The sequence below is a fragment of the Comamonas sp. E6 genome (assembly GCF_001010305.1).
GTDB lineage: Bacteria > Pseudomonadota > Gammaproteobacteria > Burkholderiales > Burkholderiaceae_C > Comamonas > Comamonas thiooxydans.
Map to the genome: position 1 here is coordinate 229,038 of NZ_BBXH01000008.1, position 26,516 is coordinate 255,553.

Below are 26,516 nucleotides of genomic sequence, written 5' to 3' on the forward strand. Positions count from 1 at the left end.
TTGGAATTCAGAACTGCATTGCTATCAACAATGAAGCGAAATCAGATGATTCCATTATTGTTTTTAAGTGTAATTTTCAAAACAATATAATTGTCTATATTGAGATTGCTGTATACGAATATTTTCCGAGAAGAAAGCAATCTTGTTCTTCTCGACTTTTAATACCAATATTCAGTGGTTTTTAATTGTAAATAATGTACTGTCCAATTCGATTGAATAGTATTTCATGGATTCATTACCATTTTTTTTGAGTTTTCGTAGAAGCTGAAAGACGGACACTCAGGAATGGTGCCTGTGGTTTGCCATGTCCGATTTCGGGACGAACCTAATCCGGCCCCGATTCTTGTTGCAAGCCAATGGGCGGCAATGCGGTTGATCCTCGGCAGGTTCAAGATATCGCCGCGATTTGTTGGCAGTCGTTTCAAGGCCATCCCTCGTAGATGCGAGCGACGGGAATTTCTGTCCCGATCGCCCGCCAGAGCTTTAGGCCCTTATCAAGCCTTTCTCACTCTCACTGGCAACCCTTGCCTGACCACTGCCCCCGATACCCAGTCGATCCAGACATTGTCCTTTGCAGGTCGGGTCGGATCGGCAAAGCCCAGAGCATTGAGATTCACGCCATTGCCGTGCTGTGGGTTGGCATGGGTGGGCTGGCCGTCAACCTTGTGGGCCATGGTACCCAGTTGCTTGTGACCGTAGCCGTGCTCAATGGCGATCGCACCGGGCGCAATACCCGCGCGTACCAAGGCCACGCCTTGGAGTTTGCCGCCGGGGGTGCTGAGTTCGATGTGGTCGCCATTGGCGATGCCCAGCTTTGCAGCGTCGGCCTTGTTGATGCTCACTGGATTGTGTGGGTGCACCTGGCGCAGGCGTGAGGCGGCGATGGACATGCTGCTCATCAGGTTTGACTTGTAGCTGGTCATGGTCAGCGGCCAGTCTTGTTCGGAAAACACTTGGCGCATGTCCGAGCCGTCGGCCAGGCGCGTGGGGTACCAGGTGGGGCAGCCGCTGTAGCGCTCGCCGGTCATGGAGTGGCGCATCCTGGACAGACCTTCGTGCCAGAAAGTGGCCGGGAACTTGGCCTGCAGCTTGAGCTGGTCGTCCGTCCATGCGTCTTCAACCTTGTCGAAGCGGCCGCCACGGCTCATGACCATGGCGACGCGGCGTACTTCTTCGGGGGCGACACGCTGTTCCAACGATGGCATCCATTTCTCGAGGCCGGTGATTTCTATGTCGTCATCGCTGGCTTCGGGTACAGGCTTGCCCGCCTGATAGGCGATATTGCACATGCCGCGCAGGTAGAAGTCTTCGGCGTTTTCCAGGTCCAGCAGCTCGCCTTGCTTGGTGCTCATCGCATTCTTGCCAAAACCTGGCAGACCCAATTGCTTGGCCACGGCAAAGATGAAGGTCTCAAAGCTGATGGCTTGGCCGTCTGCCGTTTTGGCCGTGGCGGCTTCTACCGTGGGCCAGCGCACTGTGCTGCTCTTGGCTACGACGTCGGCCCAGGGCGCGCCAATGCCCCAGCTCTCATAGGTGACAGTGTCTGGCACGATGTAGTCGGCCAGAGCAGAGGTCTCGTTGATGAAGGGGTCCACCGAGACAAACAGCGGTAGCTTTTTCACGTCCTTGACCGAGTCTGCCAGCGCATTCTCGAAGCCGCACATGGCGTAGATGGGGTTGCTGATGTGGTTGATCCAGGCCTTGACCGGGTAGGGGTAGCCAAGCATGCCGGCGGCCAGCATCTCGCTGGAAAGGCCGCCAGGCGCGGGGTACCAGGGCGCCTTGGCGGGATAGGGGTTCTGGCCCGCCTCCTTTTTGCGCTTGAATTCGCTGGTCTTTTCGTAAGGGAAGCGCGTGCGCGACAGGGCCACACCCCGGGGTTTGACTGCGCCTTCAAACTGCGCAAAGTTGTATTTCGGTCCCGGGCCAAAGGGGCCGAACGGGCCGGCATCCATGACCCAGCCGCCGCGCACATTGAGGTTGCCGATGAGGTTGTTGAGCATGGCAATGGCATAGGCTGTGTAAAAGCCCGAGCCATTCATGGTGCCGCCGTGCGAGTTGGCCACGGCCTGTTTGCCATGGCTGGTGAATTCGCGCGCCAACTCCTCGATCTCCTTGACCGGCACGCCGCACATAGCTGCGTATTCCTCCAGCGTCTTCCTGCGTGCTTCGGCACGCAGCTTGACAAAGGCGGTGCAGACGGCCATAGGCGCAGGCTCTTCGATGGCGTCGGCAGCCTTGATGGGTGTGAATTCGCGCTCGGCAACCAGCTCGGCAGGCTGGGCCACGGTATGGGCGGCCAGGCTGCCATCGTTCAGCTGCACCACATATACATCTTCGGCGGGTGTTTTTTCGTCGATAGGATCTGGCATGGGCAGACCAATATCTGCGCCGCGCAGGAACTGGCCGTAGCGCGGATGCTTGGGCTCGTTGACCAGCAAGTGGGTGGCGTTGCTCCAGCTGGCTTCGCCAACGCTAGCCATGGCTGCGGGGCCGGGCTGGGTCAGAAACTGCTTGTCGTAGCGCTCGTTGTCGATGATCCAGCGGATCAGGCCCATGGCCAGTGCCAGGTCGCTGCCGGGTTTGACGGGCAGCCAGCGGTTGTTGTCACCTGCCGCATGACTGGACGAAGTGGGCAGCATGGGCGAGACCACTACGTATCGATAGGTGTTCTCGCCGCGCGAGCGGGCTTCGGCCAGCTCGCGGCCCACGCGCTGGAACGGGTTGCCAGACTGAGCCGGCGAGGTGCCGATGAACAGGCCAAATCGCGAGCTCTTCCAGTCCGGCTTGCCGTGGGGCATGCCGGCCATGTCGCCCAGTGCCGCGCCCGTGCCTACCCGGTAGGTCTGGCCGCAGTAGGAGCCGTGGTTGGACACGTTGATGGTGCCGAACGATTGTTTGGCAAAGCGGTTGACCAGCGGAGTACGGCCTTCGTTGGCGGCCTCCGTCACCAGCAATTGGTTGGACTTGGGGCCGTATTCGGGATTGGCTTCATCGATCAGCGTGTTGACGTCGCGGATGGCGCGCAGGCCGTCCACATGGCCTTCGCCGAAGAGATCGCCGCCTTCGCAGATTTCCTGAACCAGCTCTTCGAGCGTGATGCTCTTCCACTGGCCGGAGCCGCGTGGACCGACGCGCTTGAGCGGCTTGAGAACACGGTGCGGTGCTTTTTGGTGCTCGAGCATGGCCGAGCCGCGGGCGCAACTGGTGGCACGTCCTTCCAGGCCGTTGTCACCGCCCAGCATGGCATAGACCTCGCGAACCGGTGTTTCCATGGGGGCGGGGTGGGTGGTGGCCAGGGGGTGATAAGGGTTGCCGGCGATACGGATGATACGGTTGTCGGCAGTATCGACGCGCACACGCACGCCGCACTGTGTCCAGCAGCCCAGACACGAGGAGGGGCTGACCACCTGGCCGGGCTGGGTCGTAAGCTTGCCGCTGACGGGGTCTATACGGAATTCGGGCGTCAGCGAGTTGCCGCGCGTGGCACTTTGGGTGGCTTTGCCCGAGCTGCCGGTGATCAGCCCTTTGGCTCCCTTGGCCACGGTTTCGCCATAGCCTGCGGCAAAAGCTGCCAGACCGCCTGCGACGGCGCCGCCGCGCAGCAGCATGCGGCGGCGGTTGGCATCGGTGCGATCGGCCTCGACGTCTTGTGATTGTCCAGGGGAGAGTTTCTTGTCAGTCATTGTCTTGCCCTTTGTGTGAGGGAAGGGCAAGCGCTGCAGCGTTTCTATGGTGTTGAGAGCTGCTGGCGCCTGCTGGTATTGCGTTAGATGTGTACTTGGCTTGGTTTTTAGGCAGCGCTGGCGGGCTTGCGGGCCGGGAACAGCTCCAGCGCCCAGGTGGTCAGCGCAACCAGTGCCACGCACAGGCCTGCCATGCCCAGCATGCCCATCAGGCCTTCACCGCCCAGAGGCATGCTGTACAGATACAGGCCGGCTCCAAACTTGGGTACGCCCTGCACGCCCATGAACAGTGCCCAGCGGAAGGCCCATGCCGACGCCGCCAGGCCGGTGCCCAGCACCAGGGTGTAGCCCTTGGCTGCCAGACGATGCTCGCCGCGCAGCAGGGCCATCACCACGGCTGCTCCAAACACGGCCGAGCCCAGCATGGAGACGCGCCAGACAGGGAACTCTTTGAACAGGCGCACAGCCATGTCGAATGAAGGACTCTGGCCCGCGATGCCGGCAATTCCCCAGGTCAGGGCGCTGGCAATCAGGCCGGTGGCCAGCCACAGGCCCAGATTGCGCAGCCCTTGCAGGGCTGCCGCATCGGGCTGCAAGGATCGGGGCAGAAAGCGGTAGAGCACGAAGCCCATGCCCACGGTGGCCAGCCAGCCGCTGAGTGTCAGATTGATCGGTACCCACAGCGTGTTCCACAGCGGGCGCGATCGGATGACCATGATTTCGGCGCCCGTGTAGACCACGATGCTGAGCGTGGACAGCACCAGTACAGGCACCAGCAGGCGCATCAACCGCTGCTTGCCCAGCCACCACAGCGCGCACATCAACACGCACAGCCCGACAAACGTGGGCATGAGCACGGCACCCAGGCTCATCCACGACCAGGGCGTGAGGTGGGCATAGAAATGCCAGAAGCGTGCAGGCTGGTGCAGATCGGCCAGCAGGGCCACCGGCGCGGCAATCGCACTCATGGCCAGCACCAGCACCGCTGTGGGCAGCAGGCGCTGGAGCAAGCCTTGGGCCGGCCCGAACGCACAGGCCGAAGTCAGCAGTGCGGCCCCCGTGGCCATGCCGACCAGAAAGAAGTACTGCACGGCCCATGGCAACCATGCCGCTTCGTAGGCCGGGGTCAGGAGTTCAATGATTTGCATGAGGGCACTCCTTTCACAGATGTTCGGCAACAAGGCGAACCGTGGCCTGACCATCGACACCGTTCACAAACTCATCGGGCAGACCGATGTAGAAGACGTGCGGCTTGGTCTTCATGCCCGGCTTGAGGACCTTGATATCGTCCTTGTGAGCATTGATGCGCTGGTTGATTTCGCTGTACGCGTCGTTCAGATCGCCAATCACGCGCGCGCCACCCACGCAGCTTTCCACGCAGGCGGGCAGCAGACCGGCTTCCAGGCGGTGTTCGCAGAAGGTGCATTTGTCGGCTGTCTGCGTTTCGTGATTGATGAAGCGCGCGTCGTAGGGGCAGGCCTGCACGCAATAGCCGCAGCCCACGCAGCGCTCGTTATCGACAAGAACGATCCCGTCGGTGCGTTGAAATGTGGCTTGCACCGGGCAGACGGGCACGCAAGGCGGTTCATCGCAGTGGTTGCATAGCCGCGGCAGACTGACCATGGCGGCAGCCGTGTCGCCGGCCTGGTCGATTTCGTATTGCAGCACCGTGGTGCGGAACTGGCCGATGGGGGGCTGGTTTTCGACCGAGCAGCTCACTGTGCAGGCCTGGCAGCCAATGCATTTGCGCATATCGACCAGCATGCCGAAGCGCTTGCCTTGCATGCCGGGTCGGCGCAGGGGCTGGAAGCTGGGGTCGCCGGGCAGCGCTGCGCGGGCGCTGCCCGCAACACCGAGGCTGGCGGCCATGGCAATCAAATCCTGCAAAAAACCGCGCTTGGTGGGCGCAGTCACTGCCTGCTGAGGTGCCTGGGTAATGGATGGAGTGCTGCAGGTGCAGGCCGAACTGCTGGTTGCGCAGTCGGAGAGTTCTCGTTTCTGAAGTGGCATGGCCCTTCCTTTCATCGTCGCACTGGCACCAGAAAGCCCTGATGCTTTAAACATAAAAGAGTATTAAATTAATATCTTTTATGTCTAATTGACTATATGAAAGTTGCCGTTTGTGACACTTGATTTGAGTCAAGTCTTCGCTTGCTGAAGAGTTTTTTTGAATGGAACTCCCGCAAGCAGATGACTTGTTGCCGAGCATGCAGCCACTTTATTAATGAACTGTTAAGCAATCAGTGTGTTGCCGTATGTAATCCGCTTTGCTTGGCGGCAGATGCTGGAGATCAAGCTATGCATGCACGGCATGCCTGAGCTCAGGCTGAGGTCGCTCTGCTGCGCCAACGTAAAGGCTGCTGCAGCAAACAGATTGGTTTGGAGCCTTGAACGGCTTTATATTCCTTGACATGAGGCAGTTTCGCTGCTGTCCGACAGTGCCGCAGGCCCGCGAGTTTCTTGTAGGCGGTGCGTTTTCTGTAAGATGTTCACATGCTGCAGGTTTTATGAGCGGCCGGCCCTGATGCTTGCTGTCTCGCAGCTATCTTGGTGCACTGCCAAGTGCATGCGATATTCCAATTTCGTCACATTGAAAGGATCGATATGTCACGCTCTGTTTCCGACGCCGTTTCCACCGCCCAAGACGATCTGGAAAAACTGGTCAGCGATCTGCGCGGTCTGCTGTCTGCCCGTGAACTGGACAAGCTTCCTGAAATCAGCGTGCTTCGTCAGCGCATCGACGACGGCATGGCCAACGTGCGCGAGTCTGCCGTGCGTGCGGCTCAGGACGCCGCTCGCCAGGCGCGCGAAGCTGCCGATGTGGCGGATCGTTATGCCCACGACGAACCCTGGCGCGTCGCCGGTGCCGCGCTGGCAGTGGGTGCACTGCTGGGTTTCATGCTGGGCCGTCGCTAAGCATTGCTGAGCTGCAAAAGGACAAGTGCCTGTGAATTTGATTTCACTACTAGGTCTTGATTCCCTGCTGGAGCGCTGGCGTGCCAATCTCAACGAGGCAGCGATCGCGGCCGAAGATCGCGTTGATCTTGCGCAGCTTGAGTGGCAACAGCACAAGCGCAGCATGCAAACGCTGGCGGTGCTGGCCATTGTGCTCGGCGCACTCACCGTGGTCGTGCTCATTGTCCTGTCCATGGCTGTGCTCGTGCAGTTCTGGGATAGCGAGCATCGTCAGCTGGTGGCGTGGCTGCTGGTCGGTGGCTGGGTTCTGGTCTGGGGCCTGGGGCTGTGGCGACTGCTGGCAGCTGTCAATCAACTCTCCAGTCCTTTCAGGCTCACGCGGCGCGAGCTCAAATCGGATTGGCAGGCGCTGAAGGAGAGGATTTAGCATGAACAGCATCTCTCCCGATTTGCGATCCACAGAGTTGGAGCCCGTCAAGCCCGCAGGCATGGATGCTCGGCTCTGGGATGAAGCGACCGCCGAGCAAAAGCTGGTGCTGTCGCGCATTGCCAAGCAACGCGCGCGCGTCAAGGCCCGAGCCGCTGCCAAGGCGCAGGCGCAGGCCTTGCGCAGCACGCAGCCTGCGCATGTGGACGCCGATGCTCCCCTGCCCGAGCGCCTGCTGTCTTTTGTGCGCCTGCATCCGCTGGCAACGGCGGCAGCGGGGGGCTTGCTCATGGTTCTCGGGCCGCGCAAGCTGATTCGCTGGGGCAGCGCAGCACTGCCCTGGATTCTCAAGCTGCAGCAGCGCGCACGCGGCTGAAGGGTCCTGGAAAAACAGCCCGTCAGGCTCAGGCATGACGGGCTGTTTCTTTGTGCGCAGCCAGGCCACGCGTCAAGTTCAGTGCATATGGGCGATGGCCTGGGCGGCTTCGGTCACAAGATCGGGACCGCGATAGATCAGGCCGCTGTAGATCTGCACCACATCAGCACCTGCGCGGATCTTGCTCACGGCGTCGGCGCCGCTCAGGATGCCGCCCACGCCAATGATGGGAAAGCGGCTGCCAAGGGCTGAGCGCAGCTGGCGAATGATCTGGTTGCTGGCTTCGAGCACGGGCGCGCCGGACAGTCCGCCGGCTTCTTCGGCATGTTGCAGACCCTTGACGGTATCGCGGTTGATGGTGGTGTTGGTGGCAATCACGCCATCCATGCCGTGGCGCTCCAGCGTCGCCGCAATCACGCCGACCTGTTCCTCATCGAGGTCGGGAGCGATCTTCACGAACACCGGCGTGCGCTTGCCATGCTGGCTGGAAAGCTGTTCGCGGCGATTGGCAACCGCACCCAGCAGAGCATCCAGCGCCTCGTCGCTTTGCAGCGCACGCAGATTCTTGGTGTTGGGTGAGCTGATGTTGACCGTCACATAGTCGGCATGAGGGTACACGCCGTCCAGCGCCTTGATGTAGTCACTGGTGGCCTCTTCGATGGGGGTTGTGGCGTTCTTGCCTATGTTCAGGCCCAGCAGCATGGCGCCGCCATTGGCGCGCACTTGCGAGCGACGCACATTGGCCAGAAATGCATCCAGGCCTTCGTTGTTGAAGCCCAGGCGGTTGATCAGTGCATTCTTTTCAGGAATGCGGAACATGCGGGGCTTGGGATTGCCGGGCTGGGGGCGGGGCGTGACGGTGCCCACTTCCACAAAGCCGAAACCCATGGCGGCCAGCGCATCGATGCAGCGCGCATTCTTGTCCAGGCCTGCGGCCATGCCCACACGGTTCGGGAACTTGAGGCCCGCCAGCTCGATGGGATCGTTGATCAGAGGGCGCGCCCAGGCCTTTTGGAGCAGGGTATTTTGACCCTTTGCCATGAAATTCATGGTGAGGTCGTGGGCCGCTTCGGGGTCCATGCCGAAAAGAATAGGACGCGTCAGTGAGTAAGGAATAAGAGACATGGGGATAATCGCAGGATTACCTGGATTTTCCCTCATGACGACATCTGCTGCACCTCTTTCTCAAGATGAACTGAAAACTTTGGTCGGACAAGCTGCCCTGAAATATGTGGTCGCCGGTGAAATTGTGGGCGTGGGCACAGGCTCCACGGTCAACAAATTCATTGATGCACTGGCCACCATCAAGGATCGGATTCCTGGCGCCGTCTCCAGCTCGGTTGCCAGTACCGAGCGCCTGAAGGCGCTGGGCATCAAGGTGTTCGATGCCAATGAAGTCGCCAGCCTGGCCGTCTATATCGACGGTGCCGACGAGATCGACGGCAAGGGCTATATGGTCAAGGGCGGTGGTGCGGCGCTGACGCGCGAAAAGATCGTGGCGGCGCTGGCTCAGCGTTTTGTATGCATTGCCGATGAGTCCAAGCGTGTGCCGGTGCTGGGTAATTTTCCGCTGCCCGTGGAAGTCATTCCCATGGCGGCGGCCCAGATCGCGCGTCGCTTTGAAGCCATGGGCGCCGACGTGACGGCGCAGATTCGCATGAAGGATGGTGCGCCGCTGGTGACCGACAACGGCCAGCATATTCTGGATGTCCGCGGTCTGAAGATCGCAGAGCCGCTGGCCTTCGAGTCCGAAGTCAATCAGTGGCCCGGCGTCGTGACCGTGGGCGTGTTTGCTCACCAGAAGGCTGCGGTGTGCCTGCTGGGAACCGCACAAGGCGTGCAGACGCTGGAATACTAAGCAGCAATCTGCGGCCGGAAAGCCACCTGCTTGCGCAGGTGGTTTTTTTTTTTGTGAAATTGATAGCTGCTAACGCTTTATTGGTAAGCGTTAGAGACTGATTTCATTGAAAGTTCATGAATCCTAGAAGCGCAGGCCCGCGGGGTTGTCAGGTGTGGATGCGCCAGGGGGTGGGGCTGCTGGCGCCGTGATGCGTGCAGGACGTTCGGCGGGCTTGGCTGCTTCGGCAGCAACTGGTGCCGGCATGGTCAAAGGCTTGGCTGCGGGGGCTTTGTAGTTCTTCGGCAACTGGGGCTGCTTGGGGTAGCCAGCCGCGCTCAGGTACTGGTCCCAGCTGTCGGCGCCAAAACCCTTGAGGTGCTGGTTGCCGATCGTGGCAAAGGGCAGGCTGTCCTGCCCGCTGAGCTTTCTGAGTGCTGCAACATCGCTGCTGGTATCTATGGTGCGTTCGTTGAACGGGATGCCACGGTTTTGCAGATGAGACCGGGCCTCGTCGCAGGGGCCGCAGTCCTTGCCCGTATAGATCGTGACGGGATAGCGGTTGGCAGTCTGGCGCAGCTCGTAGGGCAGCTGTGCGTTGGCCGAAGATGCCGGGCCATCGGTGTTGCTCACGGCTTCGGTACTGGGCTTGGAGTTGGGGCCGATGGCACGGTCGGAATAGGTGACTCGCCCGTCGGGGCCTACACTGCGATAAAGGTTCTGGGCCTGGCCGACTCCGCTCGCCAATGCGGCAAAGGCGGCTACAAGCATTGTCAGCAACAGGGCGTTGCGGGAGGTCGGTTTCTCGGCCGAAGGCCGGGCAATGAAAGATCGTGGCATCTCAATCTTGGTCAATGAAGTGCAGTGAAGAGGTCTGAGGACGCGAGCGCCGATGGGCAGAGCATAGCTTGCATGGAGGACTGTCTGCTCCCATGCTCCGGCTTGTCTTGATCCGACCTCGGTGCGTGAGTCAGCTAGCGTCAGTCTTGGGTCTCTCTTATTGGGGCAATGGCAGACATGAAAAAGCGCCCGGGAAGGGCGCTTTTGGGCAGGTGGCAGCAGAAGACTCAGGCGGCCTGGCTCATACCTTGGTGGCGAAGCAGTGCGTCAATCTGTGGCTCGCGGCCACGGAAGGCCTTGAAGGACTCCATGGCAGGGCGGCTGCCACCGGCCTCCAGAATCGACTCGCGGTACTTGCGGCCGGTCTCGGGGTTGGGCGAGCCATCGGCCAGCATGGTTTCTTCAAAAGCCGCATAGGCGTCCGCGCTCAGCACCTCGGCCCATTTGTAGCTGTAGTAACCGGCGGCATAGCCACCGGCAAAGATATGGCTGAAGGTGTGGGCCATGCGGTTGTAGGCTGGCGATTGCAGCACGGACACCTCGGCGCGCACCTGGTTCAGCAGCGCCATGAAGTCGTCTGCGGGATTGTGCTCGGTGTGCAGGAGCATGTCGAACAGCGCAAACTCGATCTGGCGCAGGGTCTGCATGCCGGACTGGAAGTTCTTGGCGGCAATCATCTTGTCGTACAGCGCGCGGGGCAAGGCCTCGCCCGTGTCCACATGGGCAGTCATGTGCTTGAGCACATCCCACTCCCAGCAGAAATTTTCCATGAACTGGCTGGGCAGCTCGACTGCATCCCATTCCACGCCGGCAATACCCGAGACATCGCGTTCATTGACCTGCGTGAGCATGTGGTGCAAACCGTGACCGGTTTCGTGGAACAGGGTGATCACATCATCGTGCGTGAGCAGCGCGGGTTTGCCGTCCACGCCGGACGCGAAGTTGCAGACCAGGTGGGCCACAGGCGTTTGCAGCTGATGGGAGTCGGGGCGCAGCCAGCGTGTGCGCACATCGTCCATCCAGGCGCCACCACGCTTGCCCTTGCGCGCCTGCGGGTCCAGGTAGAACTGGCCGACCAGCTGAGTGCCTTGCTCGGTGGAGCGCTCGATACGGTAGAACTCCACGCAGGGGTTCCAGACCGGAGCTTCGTCGCGGCGGATGGAGACTTCGAACAGGGTTTCGACAATCTTGAACAGGCCTGCCAGCACCTTGGGTGCAGGAAAATACTGCTTGAGCTCCTGCTCGCTGAAGGAATAGCGGGCTTCCTTGAGCTTTTCGCCGATGAAGGCCCAGTCCCAGGGCTGGGGGTCGGCAATGCCGAGCTCAGTCTTGGCAAAGGCACGCAGATCGGCAGCATCCTTTTCTGCATAGGGACGGGCTCGTTGTGCCAGATCGCGCAGAAAGTCAATGACCTGCTTGGGCGAATCGGCCATCTTGGGCACGATCGAGACTTCGCCGAAGTTGCTGTAGCCCAGCAACTGGGATTCTTCCAGGCGCAGGGCGAGGATTTCCTTCATCACGGCGGTGTTGTCAAAGCGTTTGCCATCGCCATCGGCCTGGTCGGAAGCTCGGGTCACATAAGCCTGATAAATCTTCTCGCGCAGTGCGCTGCTCTTGGCAAACTGCATCACTGGCAGATAGCTGGGCATCTTCAGCGTCAGCTTGTAGCCTTCCTTGCCATCTGCTTCGGCGCCGGCCTTGGCCGCGGCGATCACATCGGCCGGAACGCCGTCCAGCTCGTCAATCTTGGCGTAGTAGGCAAAGGCATCGGTGGCGTCCAGCGCGTTCTCGCTGAATTTCTGGGCCAACTCGGCCGAGCGTGCCTGGATCTGCGCAAAGCGTTCCTTGGCTGCGCCCTGCAGTTCGGCACCCGAGAGCACAAAGCCGCGCATGGCATGCTCCCAGGCGGCGCGCTGTTCCTTGTTGAGGCTGGTCGGGTCAATGGCCTTGTACTTGGCGTACAGGCGTTCATCGGCGCCCAGATTGGTCCAGAACTCGGTGACCTTGGGCAGGGCTTCGTTATAGGCCGCGCGCAACTCCGGGGTGTCGGCAACGCTGTTGAGGTGATTGATGGCCGACCAGGCGGTGCCCAGCTTTTCAGTCGCCACGTCCAGCACGGCAGAGATGGTCTCCCACTGTGCGGGGAAGTCCGGTGCAACCACGGTCTCCAGCGCCTCACTGGCACGGGCCAGCAAAGTGTCGATGGCGGGTGCCACATCCGCAGGCTGAATGCGGTCAAACAAGGGCAGGGAGGAGGATTCGAGAAGTGGATTGCTCATGCTGTATTAAGTGCCGGCAAGGTCGGGAAAATCAAGCGCTCTCAGGGTATTTATTGCTATCGCGTTCATAGCGTCAGCCTGTGGTCAGAAGCGTGCTCACGCTAGGACTGCGTGCAAGCGCCACCGCGCAGCAAAGCTGTCGTCCCCCTCGTGCAATCAGAGCCAGAGAGGGAGAAGTCGCGGGGCGGCTCGGAGGGCGTCAGGCAGCGGCGCGCTCTGCCGATTCCATGGTGTTGACCAGCAGCATGGTAATCGTCATGGGGCCGACACCACCGGGCACAGGGGTGATGTAGCCAGCAACTTCCTTGACGCCGTTGAAGTCGACGTCGCCGCAGAGCTTGCCTTCGGCATTGCGGTTCATGCCCACGTCGATGACCACTGCACCGGGCTTGACCATGTCGGCGGTCAGCACATCCACCTTGCCCACGGCCGCGACGATGATGTCGGCCTGGCGAGTCATGGCAGCCAGATCGGCGGTGCCGCTGTGGGTGACGGTGACCGTGGCATTGGCGGCCAGCAGCATCATGGCCATGGGCTTGCCCACGATGTTGGAGCGGCCGATGACCACGGCGTGCTTGCCGCGCAGATCCTTCATGCCGATGGATTCCAGCATCTTCATGCAGCCATAGGGCGTGCAGGCCTTGAAGCCGACTTCGCCGACCATCAGTGCGCCGGCGCTGGCCACGTGGAAGCCGTCCACATCCTTGGCGGGGGAAATGGTTTCGATGACCTTGTGGTCGTCAATGTGCTTGGGCAGGGGCAGTTGCACCAGAATGCCGTGAATGCTGGGGTCGTTGTTCAGCGCTTCGACACGTGCCAGCAGTTCGGCTTCGGTCATGGAGGCATCGTACTTTTCCAGCACCGAGTGGAAGCCCACGTCTTCGCAGGCCTTGACCTTGTTGCGCACGTAGACCTGGGAGGCCTGGTTGTCGCCCACCAGAACTACGGCCAGACCGGGCGTTACGCCCTTGGCCTTGAGCGCTGCCGCGCGGGTGGCGACTTCCTTGCGCAGTTGTTCGGAGAGGGCTTTGCCGTCGATGAGTTGGGCTGTCATTGCTGGAGTACCAATAAAAAATGCTGCTAGCCCTTGATGAACAAGCACTAGCAGCTATCAGAATAGGAGTTGGCTAAAGCGCGAGGCCTGGCCAGTGCTCCTTGGATTATCTCGCGATTGGAGTGGCTTCCGATTTCGCGGGGAGCACTTAATTGACGGCAGCCGCCGCTTTGGCCGCAGCGCTGGTCTGGCCCTGGCCCAGTGCGATCTTGAGCAGATCGGCCACGGTGTTGGCGTTGAGCTTTTCCATGATGTTGGCGCGGTGGGCTTCCACGGTCTTGATGGAGATGCCCAGATCGTCGGCGATCTGCTTGTTCAGGCGGCCGGCGACGATGCGCTCGAGCACCTGGGCTTCGCGGCCGGTGAGCTTGGCCAGCAGAGCATCGCGGCTGGCGGCCTGTTGGTGGCCGGTAAAGGCTTCGCGGGCGTGATCCAGCATGCGCTCGACCAGACCCAGCAGCTCTTCTTCGTTGAAAGGCTTCTGGATGAAGTCCAGCGCGCCTTTCTTCATGGTGTTCACGGCCATGGGCACATCGCCGTGACCGGTGATGAAGACGATGGGCAGAGGAGACTTGCGCTCGATCAGTCGGTCCTGCAGTTCCAGGCCGGTCATGCCGCCCATGCGGATGTCGACGATCAGGCAGGCCACTTCGCGTGGGTCGTAGCGCGACAAAAAGGTCTCGGCGGAGTCAAAGCAACGCACGCGGTAGTCCTTGCCTTCCAGCAGCCATTGCAGCGAATCACGGACTGCTTCGTCGTCGTCAACTACGTAAACAGTGCCTTTTTTGGGAATCAAACTCATGCAATCGTCCTCTTTATGGGTTCGCTTGTCGTGGTGAGTGTTGTCGTCTCCACACCCGTTGCCAACGGTAGCCAGAATGAGAACCGGCAACCAGTGACTTCGCTTCCATTGTAGAGGTTCTCGGCATGCATTCGACCCTGATGTGATTCGACAATCGAGCGGCAAAGGTTCAGGCCTATGCCCATGCCTTCGCTCTTGGTGGAGAAGAAGGCTTCGAACAAGTGTTCCAACACTTCCGGCGGCAGGCCCTTGCCCGTGTCTTCCACGGTGAACTCCACACCCGGCAGGCTTTCAAAGACCTGGGGGCGCACGCGCAGTTCCACATTGCGTTGGCCCAGCGGGCGGTCGGACATATCAATTGACTCAGCACTGTTTTTCATCAAATTGATGAGAACTTGCTCAATGAGGATGGCATCGGCCATTACCGGCGGCATGCGTTCGGCAATATGCGAGGTCAGCTGCACATTGCGGCGGCGCAACTCGATACCGGCCAGCTCCAGCGCCTCGTTCACCATCTCGCCTACCTGGGCCAGCATGCGATTGGGCTCGCTCTTTTTCACGAAGGAGCGGATGCGTTGAATGATCTGCCCGGCACGCTGTGCCTGATGTGCCGTCTTTTCCAGTGCGAACTTCATCTGTTCGGGTGTAAGCGTGCCGTTTTCCAGGCGTGTCAGCATGCCGGAGCTGTAATTGCTGATGGCGGTCAGGGGCTGGTTGAGCTCGTGCGCCACGCTGGATGCCATCTCGCCCATGGTGATGAGGCGGCTGGCGGTCTGGGCCTTTTCTGCCTGGGCTGCAGCCTGTTCCTCGGCCAGGCGGCGCTGGGTGATGTCGGTGGCAATCACCATCTGGGCCAGGCGGCCGTCCACCCAACTCAGATAGCGCGAGCGGACTTCCAGCCATTTGCCCAGGCTGGGCACGAAGATCTCGGCGTTCTCGCTGCGTGCGGCAGTCAGCGTGTCCGTAGGCAAGCCCATGAGGCCGTCTTCGTTCTCGGCTTCGGGCTGGTGGCGAACCGGCAGCTTGCCGGCCTGGGCGACCAGTTGCAGATGTCCTTCGGTGTGCGAGCCAAACCACTGACGGTACAGCTTGTTGGCAAACAGCAGTTCGGCACTTCCAAGAGGGGCCACGGAAACAGAGGCATCCAGCGCCTCCAGCACAATGGTGAAACGCTCGTACGAGGCAGACAGCTGTTCGCGAATCCGGTTGGGCTCGGTAATGTCCGTCATGGACGACATCCACCCCGTGTGCTGGCCGTGGGCATCAATCAGCGGCGATACATACAGGCGCGCGTCGAACAGGCTGCCGTTCTTGCGCTTCACACGTACCTGAAAGCCGCCAACGATGGTCTTACCCGACAGCTCTTCGCGCAGCTGTGAATGCAGATTGTCGTAGTCGTTATCGGGCCAGTAGGAATAGGGTGGAACCTGGCCGACCAGATCCTTCTCGCTCCAGCCCGTCATCTGGCAGAAGGCTGCGTTCACATAGGTGATGCGGCCGTGCAGATCCAGTGCTCGCATGCCCGTCAGCACGGAATTTTCCATGGCACGACGGAAGTTGGTCTCGGCCACCAAGGCCTCCTGAGCACGCTGACGTCGGCGTGTGTGGCGCCAGGTGGCCAGCAGCAGCCAGGCCGTCATGGCCGACAAGGTGCCCACCAGCCAGAACAGGCCGCTACCGACTACGCCCAGCGAGGTCTGATAGGCTTGGGCGCGCATCATCAGCGCCGTGCCCACCGGGGAGACGGGCACTTCGTATTCATTCGCAATGGCACGCCAGTGCAGCAGCTCGGTAGGCGTCTTGCGCGGTGCCAGCGGAGTGCCGGCCAGCACATGGTTGTCGGCATCGCGCATGGTGATGGCGTAACGGGCCATCACTTCCGTGGGCGTGCCATAGCGCAGCAGACTGTCCACCGAAAACTCGGCCAGCAGCTCGCCCTGGTAGCGGCTGTTGGCGCTGATTGGCACATGCAGTTGCAGCAGTGGCGGCAACTCATTGGGCTGGGCTTTTTCCTGCACATAGATGGGCTGCAGCATCTCGCGGGCTTGCTCATAGGCTTGCAGGGTCTCGCCCTGATGCAGGCTTTCTCCCACGGCGCGCAGCTGATCCGTGGCCACCGTCGGAGCTGACTGGCTGTACACAACCTGACGCTTGTCATTGATCCAGGTAATCGATTGCAGCTCGGGGTATTGGCTGATCAACGCTTCGGTGCGACCGTCGAAGTCGGCTTTGCGCATCTCTCGGTTGCCGATGTCACGAGCCATGCGCATCAGTTGCTCCTGGCGCTCCAGCAGGCGCAGGCGCACGCGTTGTTGGGCGTATTCCACGTCGCGGCGCAGTGCCTCCTGCTCGCGATCCACTTCTTCCGTGCGCAAATACCAGAACGACGCAATGATTGCAGCCATGAACATCAGCACCGATGCCAGCGGCGCGAGCGCGGCATAGCGATCCTGCCGGGTCGGCGACAGGCTGCGCCACCAGCTACGCCACCAGCGCACAGGGGATGCAACGGATTGCGCGCTTTTTGCGTCCTCTTTTTCTCGTTCGTGATTGCTTGTTTGCATGCCTCCAGTGTAGGGGAGAGACCTAGTGGAATCTGCGACTATTTCTGTCGCGTAAAAGACAATCTATAGAGGCTTCACTGTATGTGCATTTGCAGCATTTTTTTATATAGTGAAATCACGAAGCACAATTTGAAATTTGAAAAAAATGTGCGAAACTCGCCAGCGATCGACACAGTGAATCGGTTTAATCCGGGGAGCACCCGAAGGTGCTGTGCCACGCGTTATGCGGTGTGGCGCTTGCCGCACCCGTGTGATGCCGCACTCACTGCTTCGTGATAAAGCTACCCCCTCTCGAAGGAGACACTCACAATGACAGCTCAGACTGATCCCAAAGGCGCTGGCTTTCCTGCCGGCCTGGACCAACAAGAATCGCGCGAGTGGATGGATGCCCTCTCTGCGGTGATCGACCGCGAAGGTGCGGACTATGCTCACAAGCTGATCGAGGATCTGCTTGAACACGCGCGCCAGAACAGCGTGGACATGCCTTTCTCGGCCAATACAGGCTACGTGAACACCATCGAGGCCGATCAGGAAGAAAAGTGCCCCGGCAACCTCGAGATCGAAGGTCGTCTGCGTGCCTACATGCGCTGGAACGCCATGGCCATGGTGGTCAAGGCCAACCGTATTCACCCCCCCGAAGGTGGTGATCTGGGCGGTCACATCGGCTCCTTCGCTTCGCTGGCCAATATGTTTGCGGCCGGCTTCAACCATTTCTGGCATGCCGAGAACGAAAACCACGGCGGCGACTGCCTGTATATCCAGGGTCACGTCTCGCCCGGCATCTATGCCCGCGCCTACCTGGAAGGCCGTATCTCCGAAGAACAGCTGCTGAACTTCCGCCAGGAAGTGGACGGCAAGGGTCTGTCGAGCTACCCCCACCCCAAGCTGATGCCTGACTTCTGGCAGTTCCCCACGGTGTCCATGGGCCTGGGCCCGCTGATGGCCATCTACCAGGCACGTTTCCTGAAGTATCTGCACGCACGCGGCATTGCCAACACCGAAAACCGCAAGGTCTGGGTGTTCTGCGGCGACGGTGAAATGGACGAAGTGGAATCCCTGGGCGCCATCGGTCTGGCTTCGCGCGAGAACCTGGACAACCTGGTCTTCGTGATCAACTGCAATCTGCAGCGCCTGGACGGTCCTGTGCGCGGCAACGGCAAGATCATCCAGGAGCTGGAAGGCGAATTCCGCGGTGCCGGCTGGAACGTCATCAAGCTGCTGTGGGGCAAGGGCTGGGACGAGCTGCTGGCCAAGGACAAGGACGGCGTGCTCAAGAAGATCATGATGGAGTGCAACGACGGCGACTATCAGGCTTTCAAGGCCAACGATGGTGCCTACGTTCGCCAGCATTTCTTCGGTCGCGATCCTCGCGCCCTGAAGATGGTCGAGCACATGTCCGACGATGAAATCTGGAATCTGCGCCGCGGTGGCCACGATTCGCAGAAGGTCTACGCAGCATTCGCCGCTGCCAACGGCCACAAGGGTCAGCCTACCGTGCTGCTGGTCAAGACCGTCAAGGGCTTCGGCATGGGCAAGATCGGTGAAGGCAAGAACAACGTTCACCAGACCAAGAAGCTGAGCGACGAGGACATCAAGGCCTTCCGCGACCGCTTCAACATCCCGATCCCCGACAGCCAGATCGCGGACATTCCCTTCTACAAGCCGGCCGACGATACGCCGGAAATGAAGTATCTGCACGAGCGCCGCAAGGCTCTGGGCGGCTATCTGCCGCACCGTCGCCAGCAAGCTGACGAGCAGTTCACCGCTCCTGCGCTGGATACCTTCAAGGCCATCCTGGAGCCCACACCCGAAGGCCGTGAGATCTCCACGACCCAGGCTTATGTGCGTTTCCTGACGCAGCTGCTGCGCGACAAGAACATCGGCCCCCGCGTGGTGCCCATCCTGGTGGACGAGGCCCGTACCTTCGGTATGGAAGGCCTGTTCCGTCAGGTCGGCATCTACAACCCCCACGGTCAGCAATACACCCCGGTCGACAAGGACCAGGTGATGTACTACCGCGAGGACAAGGCCGGCCAGATCCTGCAGGAAGGCATCAACGAAGCCGGCGGCATGTCCAGCTGGATCGCTGCAGCCACCAGCTACAGCCATAGCAACCGGGTCATGATCCCGTTCTATGTGTACTACTCGATGTTCGGCTTCCAGCGCATCGGCGACCTGGCCTGGGCGGCTGGCGACCTGCAAGCGCGCGGCTTCCTGCTGGGCGGCACTTCGGGCCGTACCACGCTGAACGGCGAAGGCCTGCAGCACGAAGATGGTCACAGCCATATCCTGGCCAATACCATCCCCAACTGCGTGTCCTACGACCCCACCTTCGCTCACGAAGTGGCCGTGATCATGCAGGACGGTCTGCGTCGCATGGTGCAGAACCAGGAAAACATCTTCTACTACATCACGCTGCTGAACGAAAACTACCCCATGCCTGGCCTGGAAGCCGGCACGGAAGAGCAGATCCTCAAGGGCATGTACATGGTCAAGCCTGGCCAGAAGGTGCCCGAGAGCGGCCTGCGCGTTCAACTGCTGGGCTCCGGCACCATCCTGCGCGAGTCCTTCTTCGCCCAGGAACTGCTGGAAAAGGACTGGGGTGTTGCCGCCGACGTCTGGAGCTGCCCGTCGTTCAACGAACTGACCCGCGAAGGTCAGGAAGTGGAGCGCTTCAACATGCTGCATCCGCTGGAAGCCGCCAAGGTTCCCTTCGTGTCCCAGCAGTTGGCTGCCCATCCCGGCCCCGTGGTCGCCTCGACCGACTACATGAAGGCCTACGCCGAGCAGATCCGTCCCTACATGCCCAAGGGCCGTACCTACAAGGTGCTGGGTACAGACGGCTTCGGTCGTTCGGACTTCCGCGCCAAGCTGCGTGAACACTTCGAAGTCAACCGTCATTACATCGTGGTGGCTGCACTGCGTGGTCTGGCCGATGAAGGCAAGATCAACGCCACGACCGTGGCCGAAGCGATCAAGAAGTACGGCATCAACGTCGACAAGATCAACCCGCTGCACGCCTAAGAAGGGGAGACAGATAACATGGCATTGACAGAAATCAAGGTCCCCGATATTGGCGACTTCTCCGAAGTCGGCGTGATCGAAGTGCTGGTCAAGGTGGGTGACACCATCAAGGTCGAGCAATCCCTGATTACCGTGGAGTCCGACAAGGCTTCCATGGAAATCCCCTCCAGCCAGGCTGGCGTGGTCAAGGAAATCAAGGTTGCCCTGGGCGACAAGGTCAAGGAAGGCTCCGTGGTCGTGATGCTGGAAACCGCCGACGCGGCTCCCGCACCTGCCGCCGCAGCACCCGCACCTGTGGCTGCCCCCGTGGCCGCTGCTCCTGCTCCCGTGGCTGCAGCTCCTGTGGCGGCCGCTCCCGCAGCGTCTTCTACCGTGGACATCAAGATCCCCGATATCGGCGACTTCAAGAACGTGGCCGTGATCGAGATGCTGGTCAAGGTGGGCGATACCGTGGCCGTCGAGCAATCGCTGTTCACCGTGGAGTCCGACAAGGCCTCGATGGAAATCCCTTCACCCTCGGCAGGCACCATCACGGCGCTGACCATCAAGCTGGGTGACACCGTCAACGTGGGCGACGTGGTCGGCCAGATGACGGTGCAGGGCGCAGCAGCTGCTCCCGTGCAGGCCGCCTCTCCCGTGGCAGCCGCTGTTGCCGCCCCTGTGGCTGCTGCAGCTGCTCCTGTGGCCGCTGCTCCCGTGGCTGCAACTCCTGCTTCCACACCTGTGGCAGCGCCTGCAGCCCACAACCCCACCGTGGCGCCTTCGGGTCAGTTGCCCCATGCCTCGCCTTCGGTGCGCAAGTTCGCTCGCGAACTGGGCGTGCCTCTGGCAGAAGTCAAGGGCTCGGGCAACAAGGGCCGCATTACGGCCGAAGACATCCAGTCCTTCACCAAGTCGGTGATGGCTGGTGCCGTACAGACCCTGGCGCAGCAGGCGGTGGCTCCCAAGTCTTCCGGCGGCAACGTCGGCGGTCTGGAAGTGCTGGCCTGGCCCAAGGTCGACTTCGCCAAGTTCGGCGCTGTCGAGCGCAAGGAACTGTCGCGCATCAAGAAGATCTCGGGCGCCAACCTGCATCGCAACTGGGTGGTCATTCCCCACGTCACCAACAATGACGAGGCCGACATCACCGAGCTGGAAGCCTTCCGCGTGCAGACCAATGCCGAAAGCGCCAAGGCCAAGAGCGACGTCAAGGTGACTATGCTGGCTTTCGTGATCAAGGCCGTGGTGGCTGCGCTCAAGAAGTTCCCCGAGTTCAACGCCTCTCTGGATGGCGACACTCTGGTCTACAAGCAGTACTTCAACATCGGCTTTGCTGCGGACACACCGAACGGCCTGGTCGTTCCCGTGCTCAAGGATGCCGACAAGAAGGGCATTCTGCAGATCAGCCAGGAAATGGGCGAGCTGGCCAAGAAGGCCCGTGACGGCAAGCTGGGCGCTGCGGACATGCAAGGCGGCTGCTTCTCGATCTCGTCTCTGGGCGGCATCGGCGGCACCAACTTCACGCCCATCATCAATGCGCCTGAAGTCGCCATCCTGGGTCTGTCCAAGGGCGCCATGAAGCCTGTGTGGGACGGCAAGCAGTTCGTGCCTCGCCTGATGCTGCCTCTGTCGCTGTCGTACGACCACCGTGTCATCGACGGTGCAGCCGCTGCACGCTTCAACGCCTACCTGGGCGCTGTGCTGGCCGACTACCGCCGCATCCTGCTCTAAGCAGCTGACCAGCAGGCCGATTTTTAGCGAAATCGGCCTGTAGCGCTTATCTGAACTGCGCAAGTAGCTATCTTTTTAGATGCCTTGCGCTTCACCTTGCCAGTCCATGAGTGAGATGAAGAACCTGAGACAGCATCCCATCGAGCATCTGCGTGGCGTCATCCCCGGTATCCTGCCCTTTCCGGATGCGTCTGACGTCTTCGCCGAGCCGGTCGAGAAGTACGCGCGGCATTTTCTGCCGCTGGTCACCATCGATCTGGCCTTGCTCGACGATGCCTGGAGCGGGCCGATTCATCTCGTCGCCCCTTGCGAGCCCTACGAAGGGCAAGTCGGGGAGTGGGGAGGCGAGGAGTTTGGCAATGCGCTGCTCAAGCCTGACTGGCTGGCTTTCAAGCTCAACGAACAAGGCAGGTACGAGTTGCTGGGTGACTGGCGCTACTTCATGCTGGAGCAGGATCGGGCCGACTGGGCGGAAAAATCGCTCGACTGGCGCGAGGTGCGCACCCAGCATCGTGAACTGGTCAAACTGGGCGTGGAGCCGCCGTTTGAACTGCACCACGGGGCCAAGTACTCATGGCGCGATGTGATGGAGTTGCATTACGCAACCCAGCACGCGGCATATGGGCAGGCCAGGCGGGACTTTCTGGCCCATGGCTGGAATGCTGCCAAGCCCTGGGATGACGCTGCTGAAGTTGCCAAGCTGCCCTTGTATGAGCCAGGCACGGATTGCTATGACTCCACTTCAGGTCGCTATCTGCTCGGTGTGCTGGGCGGGCCTGCATGGGGTGGTAATTGGAGCAATCTGACCAACCCACTGCTCAGCGACATTGGTACGGATGACGGCATTCACCCCATCCACCCGGAAACGGGCGCTGCGTTCGAGTTCATCACCAGCACCTATGCCAACGAGTTCACCGGTAGCGACTGCGAAATTCTGATGTTCTACGAGCCACAAAGCCGCACCGTGCTGCAGACCTTTGATTGGAGCTAAGGCGTCACCGTCCGGCTTCAAACCGAGAAAAACCGTTTTTGCTGCCTGATTCTTCAGGTGGCGCAGAGACAAAAACCAAGATAGGAGCGCATATGAGCCTCATCGATATCAAGGTGCCTAACATTGGCGACTTCGCCGAAGTGGGCGTGATCGAACTGCTGGTCAACGCTGGCGACACCGTGTCCGTGGACCAGTCCCTTATTACCGTGGAGAGCGACAAGGCTTCCATGGAAATCCCTTCCAGCCACGCCGGCGTCGTGAAGGAAATCAAGGTCAAGGTCGGTGACAAGGTTGCCGAAGGCTCCGTCGTGCTGTCGCTGGAAGTGGCAGCCGGTGCTGCCGCACCTGCACAGGCCGCCGCCCCTGCACCCGCCGCAGCCGCTCCAGCACCTGTGGCGGCCCCCGTGGCTGCCGCTCCAGCTCCCGTCGCCAGCAACTTTGCCGGCACTGTGGACATGGACTGCGACGTGGTCGTTCTGGGCGGTGGCCCTGGCGGCTACTCGGCAGCCTTCCGCGCCGCCGACCTGGGCCTCAAGGTCGTGCTGGTCGAGCGCTACGCCACCCTGGGCGGCGTTTGCCTGAACGTGGGTTGCATCCCATCCAAGGCGCTGCTGCACGTGGCTGCCGTGATGGACGAGGTCAAGCACCTGGAAGTGGCCGGCGTGAAGTTTGCCGCTCCCGAAGTCAACATCGACCAGCTGCGCGGCCACAAGGAAAAGGTCATCGGCAAGCTGACCGGCGGTCTGGGCCAGATGGCCAAGATGCGCAAGGTCACCGTCGTGCGTGGCTACGGCAACTTCGTGTCTGCCAACCACATCGAAGTCGAAGAAACCACCGGTTCCGGCCAGGAAAAGACCGGCAGCAAGAAGATCGTTCAGTTCAAGAACGCCATCATCGCTGCGGGCTCGCAAGCCGTGCACCTGCCCTTCATGCCCAAGGATCCCCGCGTGGTCGATTCCACCGGCGCTCTGGACCTGAAGGAAGTGCCCAAGCGCATGCTGATTCTGGGCGGCGGCATCATCGGCCTGGAAATGGGCACCGTCTACTCCACGCTGGGTGCACGCCTGGACGTGGTGGAGATGATGGACGGCCTGATGCAAGGCGCTGACCGCGACCTGGTCAAGGTCTGGCAAAAGATGAACGCGCCACGCTTCGACAACATCATGGTCAACACCAAGACCGTGGGTGCCGAAGCCACGCCCGAAGGCATCAAGGTCACGTTCGCTCCTGCCAAGGACGGCGTCACCGTGCCTGAACCCCAGACCTACGACCTGGTTCTGCAAGCCGTGGGCCGCACGCCCAATGGCAAGAAGATCAGCGCCGACAAGGCTGGCGTGGCCGTGACCGACCGCGGCTTCATCGACGTCGATATCCAGATGCGCACCAACGTGCCCAACATCTTCGCGATTGGCGACATCGTGGGCCAGCCCATGTTGGCGCACAAGGCCGTGCACGAAGCGCATGTGGCCGCTGAAGTCATCGCTGGCGAGCTGCAAGGCAACAAGGAACTGGCTTCCGCTGCCTTCAACGCCCGCGTGATTCCTTCGGTCGCCTACACCGACCCCGAAGTGGCATGGGTGGGTCTGACCGAAGACCAGGCCAAGGCACAAGGCATCAAGGTCAAGAAGGGCCTGTTCCCTTGGGCTGCCTCCGGCCGCGCCATCGCCAACGGCCGCGATGAAGGCTTTACCAAGCTGCTGTTTGACGATTCCCCTGAGGCCCACGGCCATGGCCGCATCCTGGGCGGCGGCATGGTCGGCACGCACGCTGGCGACATGATCGGTGAAATCGCCCTGGCCATCGAAATGGGCGCCGACACGGTGGACATCGGCAAGACCATCCACCCGCACCCCACGCTGGGCGAGTCCATCGGCATGGCGGCGGAAGTGGCGCATGGTTCCTGCACGGACGTGCCACCCGCACGTAAGTGAGCGTTTCGCTTGCTTAAAACAAAGGCAGCCTTCGGGCTGCCTTTTTTATATTTCCATAGCTGTTTGTGCTTGCTACATAAGTGCTTGAGACCGACTGATTCTCAATTTTCCATCTGTGATCGTGCAGCTTTGAGCGCTTAGACTAGTTTTGATAGCTGCCAGTGCATGATGCATAAGCGCTGGAGCCTGTTTTATCTTGAATTTTTGGCGTTGGTGCTTGAGCTTGTCTGTCAATGAATTTCCCGATCGGGAAATATCGATTCCTTTTCTGCATGCTTTGCTTCATAATTTCCCGAACGGGAATTTTCAAGCTAGACCACCTTATGCCCACCATCCACACCACCGACCAACTGGGCACGGCCCTGCGCATCGCCCGCAAACAACTGGGGCTGACCCAGCCGCAGCTTGCCTTGGCCGCAGGCGTGGGCACGCGGTTTATTGTGGATCTGGAGTCGGGCAAGCCCACGGTGCGGCTGGAGCATGTGCTGCGGGTGATCGATGCGCTGGGGGGAGAGTTGCAGTTGGGCGGCTTGCCGGAAGCGGCGCATGAAGACGGGGCAGGCCAGGCTGCCGCAGCAACGGAGGGCGCAGACCATGACGCATGAACTCGAAGTCTGGCTGTTTGAGCGGCGCGTGGGAAGCCTGTCGCTGGTGCATGGGCGGCTGAGCTTTGCCTATGCGACCGAATGGTTGGCGCTGCCGCAGGCCACGGCTTTATCGCAGTCGCTGCCGCTGCAGGCTGAGCCCTTTGGCGATCACCAGACCCGGCCATTCTTTGCCGGTCTGCTGCCCGAGGGGCAGATGCGACGCCTGATTGCCCAGCAATTTCAGGTGTCGGGCCAGAACGATTTTGCGTTGCTGGACCATATTGGAGGCGAATGCGCGGGGGCCGTGACCTTTCTGGAACCAGGGCAAGCCTTGCCGCAGACTGACGGGGCTGGGGCGACCAGGGAATCGGGTGATGTGGAGTGGCTCAGCGATCAAAAGCTGCTCGCCTTGCTGGACGAGCTGCCGCGCCGCCCCATGCTGGCGGGAGATGACGGGCTGCGGCTGTCGCTGGCCGGGGCGCAGGACAAGCTGCCCGTGGTGGTGGACGACAGCATTCCGGGCGCAGTGCGTATCGGTCTGCCGCGCAACGGCGCTCCCAGCTCGCATATCTTGAAGCCCGCCATCCATGCGGTGGAGGACAGCGTAGCCAACGAAGGCTTTTGCATGCTGCTGGCCCAGGTCATGGGGCTGCGGCCTGCCAATGCCCGAATCCAGAGCGTGCTGGGCCGCTCGTTTTTGCTGGTGAAGCGCTATGACCGGGTGCTGAAGGACGATGCGCAGGGCCAAGCGCAGCTGCAACGTCTGCACCAGGAAGACTTTTGCCAGGCGCTGGGCGTGGTGCCCGAGCTGAAGTACCAGAACGAGGGCGGGCCAGGCCTGGCGCAATGCTTTGCCTTGGCGCGCAGCGTGACCCGCCCCAGCGCGCCGCAGGTTCTGCGGCTGCTGGATGGGGTGATCTTCAATGCCCTGATCGGCAACCATGACGCACATGGCAAGAATTTCTCGCTGCTTTATGGAGGAAGGGCGCCTGTGCTGGCACCGTTCTACGACCTGCTGGCTACGGCGATTTACCCCCAGCTGACGCCCAAGATGGCAATGAAGATTGGCAGCAAATACAAGTTCAGCGAGCTGGAGGCCAGGCACTGGGAGCAGTTTGCGGAAGAAGCAGGCCTTGCCAAGGCGGCGACGCGCAAGCGTTTGCAGCAGCTGGCGAACGAACTACCCGCTGCCGCGCGCAAGCTGCAGGCCGCGCCACCGCATGGTTTTGCGGGCAATGCCGTGGTGACGCAGATCGTGCAGCTGATAGAGCAGCGCTGCGCCTTGACGCTGAGGCGCTTGGCCTGAGCACACGCGTGATTTCACACCTAGATCGGAGCGCCGCGATGCCAGTTAAATTTCCCGAACGGGAAGTATGTATTTAAATTAGTTGCGGCAAGTTAAAAATTTCCTGATCGGGAAATTTTTAAGATTCATAGCTTCTTGCGCTTGTTGCATGAGCGCTTGAGCTTGATTTGACCGATATTGGATGCC

At 60.8% G+C, this 26,516-nt stretch carries 19 protein-coding genes; 10 read left to right on the top strand and 9 right to left on the bottom strand.

The window, feature by feature from the left end; translation table 11 throughout:
* Positions 1 to 494: 494 nt before the first annotated feature.
* The 3 genes from CSE6_RS07715 to dsrO all read right to left on the bottom strand — a co-directional run bounded on the left by CSE6_RS07715 (position 495) and on the right by dsrO (position 5,696).
* Positions 495 to 3,686, bottom strand: coding sequence for a tetrathionate reductase subunit A (locus tag CSE6_RS07715; RefSeq protein WP_059440254.1), 3,192 nt, complete (start codon positions 3,684 to 3,686; stop codon positions 495 to 497).
* A gap of 107 nt (positions 3,687 to 3,793) precedes the next feature.
* The gene (gene nrfD, locus CSE6_RS07720) at positions 3,794 to 4,834 is read right to left on the bottom strand and encodes an NrfD/PsrC family molybdoenzyme membrane anchor subunit (protein ID WP_034409983.1); all 1,041 of its coding nucleotides are present in this window, start codon (positions 4,832 to 4,834) and stop codon (positions 3,794 to 3,796) included.
* A gap of 13 nt (positions 4,835 to 4,847) precedes the next feature.
* A complete protein-coding gene (gene dsrO / locus CSE6_RS07725) occupies positions 4,848 to 5,696 on the bottom strand; it encodes a sulfate reduction electron transfer complex DsrMKJOP subunit DsrO (protein ID WP_059440255.1) in 849 nt (282 codons plus the stop codon).
* Positions 5,697 to 6,290: 594 nt separating this feature from the next.
* On the opposite strand from dsrO, the gene CSE6_RS07730 reads away from it, so the two are divergent.
* From CSE6_RS07730 to CSE6_RS07740, 3 genes are read left to right on the top strand one after another with little or no spacing between them, the layout of a single operon-like run.
* Positions 6,291 to 6,602 (top strand): DUF883 domain-containing protein, encoded by a 312-nt coding sequence (locus CSE6_RS07730; RefSeq protein WP_004340823.1) that lies wholly within the window; start codon positions 6,291 to 6,293, stop codon positions 6,600 to 6,602.
* A 25-nt stretch (positions 6,603 to 6,627) separates the two neighbouring features.
* Entirely contained in the window at positions 6,628 to 7,029 is a 402-nt protein-coding gene (locus CSE6_RS07735) for a phage holin family protein (protein ID WP_080746035.1), read from the top strand.
* Between the two features lies 1 nt (position 7,030).
* On the top strand, positions 7,031 to 7,405 hold the full coding sequence (locus CSE6_RS07740; protein WP_034355842.1) for a hypothetical protein: 375 nt from the start codon (positions 7,031 to 7,033) through the stop codon (positions 7,403 to 7,405).
* A gap of 78 nt (positions 7,406 to 7,483) precedes the next feature.
* Here the strand turns inward: CSE6_RS07740 and CSE6_RS07745 are convergent, their stop codons facing one another.
* Positions 7,484 to 8,530: a quinone-dependent dihydroorotate dehydrogenase gene (locus tag CSE6_RS07745; protein ID WP_059440256.1), complete on the bottom strand. Its 1,047-nt coding sequence runs from the start codon at positions 8,528 to 8,530 to the stop codon at positions 7,484 to 7,486.
* A 34-nt stretch (positions 8,531 to 8,564) separates the two neighbouring features.
* Between CSE6_RS07745 and rpiA the strand changes: the two genes are divergently transcribed.
* Complete coding sequence (rpiA, locus tag CSE6_RS07750; RefSeq protein WP_034355848.1) at positions 8,565 to 9,263, top strand: ribose-5-phosphate isomerase RpiA; 699 nt, start codon at positions 8,565 to 8,567, stop codon at positions 9,261 to 9,263.
* A gap of 123 nt (positions 9,264 to 9,386) precedes the next feature.
* Here the strand turns inward: rpiA and CSE6_RS07755 are convergent, their stop codons facing one another.
* The 5 genes from CSE6_RS07755 to CSE6_RS07775 all read right to left on the bottom strand — a co-directional run bounded on the left by CSE6_RS07755 (position 9,387) and on the right by CSE6_RS07775 (position 16,781).
* Positions 9,387 to 10,082 carry a glutaredoxin family protein gene (locus CSE6_RS07755; protein WP_059440296.1) on the bottom strand — a complete coding sequence of 232 codons (696 nt, stop codon included), beginning with the start codon at positions 10,080 to 10,082 and terminating at the stop codon, positions 9,387 to 9,389.
* A 227-nt stretch (positions 10,083 to 10,309) separates the two neighbouring features.
* Complete coding sequence (locus CSE6_RS07760; protein WP_059440257.1) at positions 10,310 to 12,361, bottom strand: M3 family metallopeptidase; 2,052 nt, start codon at positions 12,359 to 12,361, stop codon at positions 10,310 to 10,312.
* A 199-nt stretch (positions 12,362 to 12,560) separates the two neighbouring features.
* Entirely contained in the window at positions 12,561 to 13,415 is an 855-nt protein-coding gene (gene folD / locus CSE6_RS07765) for a bifunctional methylenetetrahydrofolate dehydrogenase/methenyltetrahydrofolate cyclohydrolase FolD (protein ID WP_034355854.1), read from the bottom strand.
* Positions 13,416 to 13,563: 148 nt separating this feature from the next.
* Positions 13,564 to 14,217 carry a response regulator transcription factor gene (locus CSE6_RS07770; RefSeq protein WP_003055354.1) on the bottom strand — a complete coding sequence of 218 codons (654 nt, stop codon included), beginning with the start codon at positions 14,215 to 14,217 and terminating at the stop codon, positions 13,564 to 13,566.
* The gene (locus tag CSE6_RS07775; protein WP_012838307.1) at positions 14,214 to 16,781 is read right to left on the bottom strand and encodes a PAS domain-containing sensor histidine kinase; all 2,568 of its coding nucleotides are present in this window, start codon (positions 16,779 to 16,781) and stop codon (positions 14,214 to 14,216) included. The genes CSE6_RS07770 and CSE6_RS07775 overlap by 4 nt, the downstream gene beginning before the upstream one ends.
* Before the next feature lie 309 nt (positions 16,782 to 17,090).
* On the opposite strand from CSE6_RS07775, the gene aceE reads away from it, so the two are divergent.
* From aceE to CSE6_RS07805, 6 genes are all read left to right on the top strand, one after another.
* Complete coding sequence (gene aceE, locus CSE6_RS07780; RefSeq protein ID WP_059440258.1) at positions 17,091 to 19,805, top strand: pyruvate dehydrogenase (acetyl-transferring), homodimeric type; 2,715 nt, start codon at positions 17,091 to 17,093, stop codon at positions 19,803 to 19,805.
* Between the two features lie 18 nt (positions 19,806 to 19,823).
* Positions 19,824 to 21,515 (top strand): dihydrolipoyllysine-residue acetyltransferase, encoded by a 1,692-nt coding sequence (gene aceF / locus CSE6_RS07785; protein WP_034391506.1) that lies wholly within the window; start codon positions 19,824 to 19,826, stop codon positions 21,513 to 21,515.
* 115 nt (positions 21,516 to 21,630) lie between these two features.
* A complete protein-coding gene (locus tag CSE6_RS07790; protein ID WP_059440259.1) occupies positions 21,631 to 22,506 on the top strand; it encodes a hypothetical protein in 876 nt (291 codons plus the stop codon).
* A 92-nt stretch (positions 22,507 to 22,598) separates the two neighbouring features.
* Positions 22,599 to 24,437: a dihydrolipoyl dehydrogenase gene (lpdA, locus tag CSE6_RS07795; protein WP_012838311.1), complete on the top strand. Its 1,839-nt coding sequence runs from the start codon at positions 22,599 to 22,601 to the stop codon at positions 24,435 to 24,437.
* A gap of 323 nt (positions 24,438 to 24,760) precedes the next feature.
* On the top strand, positions 24,761 to 25,042 hold the full coding sequence (locus CSE6_RS07800) for a helix-turn-helix transcriptional regulator (RefSeq protein WP_034391508.1): 282 nt from the start codon (positions 24,761 to 24,763) through the stop codon (positions 25,040 to 25,042).
* Positions 25,032 to 26,330, top strand: coding sequence for a type II toxin-antitoxin system HipA family toxin (locus tag CSE6_RS07805; protein ID WP_059440260.1), 1,299 nt, complete (start codon positions 25,032 to 25,034; stop codon positions 26,328 to 26,330). The genes CSE6_RS07800 and CSE6_RS07805 overlap by 11 nt, the downstream gene beginning before the upstream one ends.
* Positions 26,331 to 26,516 lie beyond the last annotated feature (186 nt).

Bases quoted from the DNA above. Each gene is read 5' to 3' on its own strand.
- CSE6_RS07755 (WP_059440296.1), bottom strand. From the start codon at position 10,082: ATGCCACGATCTTTCATTGCCCGGCCTTCGGCCGAGAAACCGACCTCC.
- CSE6_RS07805 (WP_059440260.1), top strand. From the start codon at position 25,032: ATGACGCATGAACTCGAAGTCTGGCTGTTTGAGCGGCGCGTGGGAAGC.
- CSE6_RS07740 (WP_034355842.1), top strand. From the start codon at position 7,031: ATGAACAGCATCTCTCCCGATTTGCGATCCACAGAGTTGGAGCCCGTC.
- folD (WP_034355854.1), bottom strand. From the start codon at position 13,415: ATGACAGCCCAACTCATCGACGGCAAAGCCCTCTCCGAACAACTGCGC.
- CSE6_RS07730 (WP_004340823.1), top strand. From the start codon at position 6,291: ATGTCACGCTCTGTTTCCGACGCCGTTTCCACCGCCCAAGACGATCTG.
- lpdA (WP_012838311.1), top strand. From the start codon at position 22,599: ATGAGCCTCATCGATATCAAGGTGCCTAACATTGGCGACTTCGCCGAA.
- CSE6_RS07770 (WP_003055354.1), bottom strand. From the start codon at position 14,217: ATGAGTTTGATTCCCAAAAAAGGCACTGTTTACGTAGTTGACGACGAC.
- CSE6_RS07715 (WP_059440254.1), bottom strand. From the start codon at position 3,686: ATGACTGACAAGAAACTCTCCCCTGGACAATCACAAGACGTCGAGGCC.
- CSE6_RS07800 (WP_034391508.1), top strand. From the start codon at position 24,761: ATGCCCACCATCCACACCACCGACCAACTGGGCACGGCCCTGCGCATC.
- CSE6_RS07760 (WP_059440257.1), bottom strand. From the start codon at position 12,361: ATGAGCAATCCACTTCTCGAATCCTCCTCCCTGCCCTTGTTTGACCGC.
- aceE (WP_059440258.1), top strand. From the start codon at position 17,091: ATGACAGCTCAGACTGATCCCAAAGGCGCTGGCTTTCCTGCCGGCCTG.
- CSE6_RS07775 (WP_012838307.1), bottom strand. From the start codon at position 16,781: ATGCAAACAAGCAATCACGAACGAGAAAAAGAGGACGCAAAAAGCGCG.
- CSE6_RS07790 (WP_059440259.1), top strand. From the start codon at position 21,631: ATGAAGAACCTGAGACAGCATCCCATCGAGCATCTGCGTGGCGTCATC.
- aceF (WP_034391506.1), top strand. From the start codon at position 19,824: ATGGCATTGACAGAAATCAAGGTCCCCGATATTGGCGACTTCTCCGAA.
- dsrO (WP_059440255.1), bottom strand. From the start codon at position 5,696: ATGCCACTTCAGAAACGAGAACTCTCCGACTGCGCAACCAGCAGTTCG.
- CSE6_RS07745 (WP_059440256.1), bottom strand. From the start codon at position 8,530: ATGTCTCTTATTCCTTACTCACTGACGCGTCCTATTCTTTTCGGCATG.
- nrfD (WP_034409983.1), bottom strand. From the start codon at position 4,834: ATGCAAATCATTGAACTCCTGACCCCGGCCTACGAAGCGGCATGGTTG.
- rpiA (WP_034355848.1), top strand. From the start codon at position 8,565: ATGACGACATCTGCTGCACCTCTTTCTCAAGATGAACTGAAAACTTTG.